The 5,181-nt window shown below is 43.1% G+C and carries 4 protein-coding genes; all 4 read right to left on the bottom strand.

Annotated elements, in window-relative coordinates:
- On the bottom strand, window positions 1-650 hold a 650-nt coding region (locus AOQ29_RS08095; RefSeq protein ID WP_242977406.1), incomplete at its 3' end, for a CHC2 zinc finger domain-containing protein.
- Between the two features lie 197 nt (window positions 651-847).
- Window positions 848-2,605, bottom strand: coding sequence for a KxYKxGKxW signal peptide domain-containing protein (locus tag AOQ29_RS05470; RefSeq protein ID WP_061993504.1), 1,758 nt, complete (start codon window positions 2,603-2,605; stop codon window positions 848-850).
- A 388-nt stretch (window positions 2,606-2,993) separates the two neighbouring features.
- Window positions 2,994-4,322, bottom strand: a complete 1,329-nt coding sequence (locus AOQ29_RS05465; RefSeq protein WP_061993503.1) for a 2-hydroxycarboxylate transporter family protein — start codon at window positions 4,320-4,322, stop codon at window positions 2,994-2,996.
- 130 nt (window positions 4,323-4,452) lie between these two features.
- The coding region (locus AOQ29_RS08090; RefSeq protein WP_242977405.1) for a 2-hydroxycarboxylate transporter family protein at window positions 4,453-5,181 on the bottom strand (729 nt) is incomplete at its 5' end.

The following is a 5,181-nucleotide window of genomic DNA, read 5'->3' as shown; positions in this document are numbered from 1 at the left end:
CGAACCTGGCCCCGACTATCTTTAATCGGCCAAACCACCCGGTTATTAAAGCGGTCACGAGTAATCGGCCCCTCTTCCGGAACAATAAAGAGTTGGCTATCTTTCAATAAGCTTTCATCTAAATTGTGGTCCTTAGCGTAAGCCAGTAAGACATTGTTACTAGGAACAAAGCCCAACCCATACTGCTTAATGGTTTCATCATCCAGCTGACGATCCTTGTGTAAGTACTCCAAGGCCGCTTCCCCTGCCGTTGTATTTAACAGGATATGCGTATAAAGCCGTTGGGCATTACTATAGAGGTCAAAAATCGCAGCGAATTGTTCTTGCCGGGCCGATGGTTGTCCTTGGTACTGGTCCAAACCAGTAATATTGGCATCCTTGGCTAAGGTTAAGATGGCCTCCGGGTAAGAATATCCCTCTTTTTCCATTAAAAATGAAAAAACAGTCCCTGATCGACCACATGAAAAGCAATGAAAGACTTGCTTTTGGTCATCAACGAAGAGTGATGGTCGGCGGTCTTCGTGAAAAGGACACGATCCATTCCACTCCCGCCCCCGTTTTACGAGCTGGGTATAATTTTGGATAACATCCAAAATATTGGTTTGTGACCGGACTTCATCGATGACATTTTGTGGAATTCGTTCAGCCATACGCCTCCTCCGGTGTGTGCACTAATCCGCACTTCTACCCAATACAATACTGTCTACTATTATAGGTAGTTTCTTGATTTTTGTCAAAAATCAAAGACACTAAAAAAGCCCACATCCAAGATGTGAGCTTTTGACAAAGCATAATGGCAGTACGTGTGAAGGTGGAATCCACTACCTTTGTCGTGAGGAGGAAAAAATTAGTTCTTCTTGCGCAATCCCAAGACAACCAATCCGGCAGCAACTGCAGCGATGGCAGCAGCAATCAAACCAGTCTTGTTTTGAGTAGTTGCGTTAGCATCCTTACCAGTTGCTGGCAAGTAGCTAGCTGGCTTTTCATAGTCATAGTAAGTTGCTGGCAAGTATGTTGGTGCGTAGTAAGGTGCAGGTTGTGCAGCAGGAGCAGGTTCTTGAACAGTCTTTGTTTCCGTAACTGTCTTAACTTCTGGAGCTGGCTTTCCTGGAACATATGCATCCAACAAAGTCTTATAACCGTCAGCAGCTGCAGAGTTAACATCAGCAACTGACTTTGCACTAGCAACCTTGGCTTCAGCTGCATCCAATGCATCAGATACAGTACCTAATTGACCGGCCTTTTCGTAATCAGTCAAATTAGCATCAGCCTTAATCTTAGCAGAAACTTCATCTGCTGTCCGTGTCAATGAAGCCTTAGCAGCATTTTGTGCTCCTGGCAATGTTGAGTACAAAGCAAGCAAAGCTTTGTAACCAGCTGCCGCTGTTGTAGTAACAGCATCAGGAGTAGTTTGTTGATCGACATCTCCTTGTTGAGTGGTCAATGTTGAATCAACACTGTCGTCAATAGATTTCCGTTCTGCATCAGTCAAATTTGAATCATCAGCAGCTTCCTTCTTAACGCTATCAGCAGTTGCCTTCAAACTATCCTTAGCAGTTTGCTTTGCACCAGGCAAAGCAGATGGCTTGTAGACACTAGTTAATGAACCTGTTCCTGCTGTGACGTCAGCATCTAACGCTGCTTGGTCTTGATCTTGATAGAGCTTTGCTGTTGCTTGACTGAAAAGATTGTCGAGTGAATTCTTTTCCGCTGTTTGAGTTGGTGCATCTTCCTGAAGTGTTGTGTCACCGGTAATCTTAGTTAATTGACCATCATAAACACTCTTAAGTGTTGCGGCAGCCTTTTGCTGGGCCTCAAGGAATCCCACATTAGTCGAAACATTAACAGCAGGAGTCTGATAATAGTGAGCTTTTCCATCTCCACCAGCATCTTTACTTGAAGTATAAGATACTTGAATTGCGTTATTCTTAGGATCATCTGTAGTGAAAGTAAATGAACGTGCAATCCCTGCATTATTACTGTCAGGCGTGTCTGTCAAATAGACCATCTTATCTTCAGGAACGTCACTTGGCTTGTGGGATGAGGTACGATCAGATGTAAAGAAGTACTTCAAGTAAGTCCAATTTGAGCCGTCAGCTGGGCCAACTTGAACCGCCACAGAGTTGTTATATCCTTCCGGCGTAACTTCAATAGTTGTTTTCCCACTCAAATAGGTAGCAACCAACTTATTATTTTGAGTTGGATCAGCACGAACGAAAACATTTTTAACTTGATACTTCAAGCTCTGTGATCCATCAGCAGCGACGTCAGTAACTGGCGGAAGATCAATAATCTTACCTGCCCATGCTTCAGCTAAAGTATCAAAGTGAACATCAGAAAGTCCACCGGTATCGGCACTACTATTTGTTGCAGCTGGTGTTGCGCTTGTGTTGTTTGCGCTTGTGTTGTTTGCGCTTGTGTTGTTTGCGTCATTTTCTGTGCTAGCCGATGCCGTCAAACTTTGACCAAAGTTCAAGTGAGTATCAGCATGTGAGGCTGCTCCTGCAGCACCCAAAAATGCAAATGATGCAACTGCTGCAAACATCCAAGTCTTCCCTGCCTTGAACATCTTGTAGTGTTTATTGATTTCAAACTTTTCGTCCATAATACTTTTTCCTCCTCTTTGGTTGCAGATGTATTACAAACACATTATATTATGTCTTTTTTGAATTTTCAAACTTTTTTCGAGAAAAAATACGAAAAAATATCCACAATCAACTGAAAACATGATAATACCAAGGCTTCTTAACATTAAATTAATATTAACTTTTTAAATATTTCAATCAAACGTGGCCTATTTTACCTTGAAATCAATTAGAATAAGTCTAAAATATTACGAAATGAACTAAATAAGCACTTAAGTTCAACAACCATCTTTGTAATATTCACCTACTTTCTCGTCCCAAAATTCACCAAGAAACACAAAAAGACGGGCCATGAAATTCATGGTCCGCCTTTTACAACAAAGCAAATCTAAAAATATTTTTGAAAAATTAGTGCATAACCGTAATCAAGATACCACCTAAGATCAAGATGATAGCTCCACCGATTCGGTTACCCATTTGAGCAAAGGCGATCAAGCCCATCCGGTCAGAAGCTGACAAAACAGCAACGTTTCCAGTTCCACCCATTGAGTTGTTAATCATACCAGCTGAGATAGCTGATTCGACTGGATACAAACCAAAGAGCTTACCCAAGAATCCACCAGCAATCGCGATTGTGACAACAGAAACGAAGGCACAAACAACCAATTGCCATGAAAGAGTTTGGAGCAACTTGTTCATGTCAACCAAGGCCAAACCAATTCCAGCCAACAAAGCTTGTGTGGTTGTTGAAACGATTAAGTTTCCAAACATCACAGCTGAGTCTTCATAGTGCTTAGGAACCAAGTTAAAGGCCTTAGCAATAATAACAGCCAAAATCAAAAAGGCAAAAGCGTTAATCTTTGGCACAAAGTGGTTGAACAAAGTTCCAACAAGGTAGAATGACAAAGCAACCATCATACCAGTTAACATTTGTTCGTAGTTCAATGCTGGAGCCTTTTCGGCCTTCTTGTCTTCAACGATTTCACCATCGCCAGCCTTCAACAACTTACCTTGGCCGTTGGCCTTTGACTTCGTTGTGAACTTAACCAACAATGATGAGCCGATGATGGCCATCAAGTTTGCCAAAACAACAGATGGGAATAACTGATTTAAGATATTTCCGGCCGATGTATGCAAGGCATGACCATAGATACTTGACAATGGCACGATTCCGGCACCGATACCACCAGCCATCATTGGGAATGAAACATACAAAGCAGTATGGTTAAATCCAAGTCCCAACAATTGACCTACCAAGCTCACCACGAAGAATGAGATGATCATGGCACCGAAGGCAACTGGCAAAAAGCGGACAGCTGACTTCAAGAGCAACTTACGATCCATCTTCAAGATTGCAGACGTGATCAACGCTACAATATAGAATTCCAAGAAGTTACCAGTTGAGATAAACGTCTTGATGGTCGTAACTGAATCCTTTGGAACCCAACCAAGAGCGGCCATAGCAGATCCGGCTACGACGGCAAAGGCTGATCCCCCACCCAAGTAAGACTTCAAGATAGGTGTATGATTACCGATGTAAAAGAACACGCCACCCAACAAAACCAAGGCAAACATTGCACCTGGAATATTGGCAGGCAAGATGTGCAAGCTCATAACAGCTGCTAACAAAACAGCCATCAAGATGAAGGCAACGCCTCCCACACCCGCTAATTGTAATTTACTTTCGATTTTTGAAAATAGTCCGGCGTCCTGAGACGTCTGTGTTTCTTCAGACATTATATTCTCCTTTTAGCAAAGCAACTTATGTATCTTAACACTAATTAATTGAAATTTAAAGAAAAAATGTTAGGAATTTACTAAAAAAAAGTAATTCTCACGAATTACTTAGAATAATTTTAAATATCTATTAGAATATCATAATATAAAAACCGGCAATTACTAAGACAATGGCCCCACCAATTCGGTTTCCCATTTGGGCAAAGGCTATCAAGTTCATCCGATTGGCCGCCGATAGGACAGCGACATTACCAGTCCCACCCATCGAGTTATTGACCAGACCACCCGTTACCGCAGCTTCAACTGGGTAGAGGCCAACCAAGTGGCCTAGGTAACCGGCCACTAAAGCAATCGTGACCACTGAAACCACAACACAGACGACGAGCTGCCAAGTCAAGGTTTGCATCAAGGCCGACAAATCCAAGAGGGCCAAGCCGACACCGGCTAGTAAGGCCTTAGTCATCGTCTGGACAATCATTTGTCCAAAGAGGACAGCCGAATCCTCATAGTAGGACGGTACTATGTTCAAACCCTTGGCCGTAATGGCCACTAGAATCAAAAAGGCAAAGGAATTAATGCTTGGTACTAGATAGTGAAGCAAGAGACCGACCATATAAAAGGCCAACGCGACCATCATCCCCACCAGTAACCGGTCATAGGCAATGGCCGGCAGTTTTTTCTCCCTGACCTCGGAACCATCCTTGACCCGCAATAATTGGCCTTGGCCGTTCAACGGTGAGTGCTCAGTGTTTTTTACCAAGAAACCCGCACCAATAATGGCTAACAAGTTGGACAGGACCAAGGCCGGAAAGAGTTGGGACAGGATTGGTCCGGCCGGTTGGCCCAGGGCCGTCCCATA

Source organism: Fructobacillus ficulneus (genome assembly GCF_001047075.2).
Taxonomy (GTDB): domain Bacteria; phylum Bacillota; class Bacilli; order Lactobacillales; family Lactobacillaceae; genus Fructobacillus; species Fructobacillus ficulneus.
The sequence above is the reverse complement of the archived record's forward strand: the minus strand, read 5'-3'. Positions and strand labels throughout refer to the sequence as shown.

Bases quoted from the DNA above. Each gene is read 5' to 3' on its own strand.
- AOQ29_RS05470 (WP_061993504.1), bottom strand. From the start codon at position 2,605: ATGGACGAAAAGTTTGAAATCAATAAACACTACAAGATGTTCAAGGCA.
- AOQ29_RS05465 (WP_061993503.1), bottom strand. From the start codon at position 4,322: ATGTCTGAAGAAACACAGACGTCTCAGGACGCCGGACTATTTTCAAAA.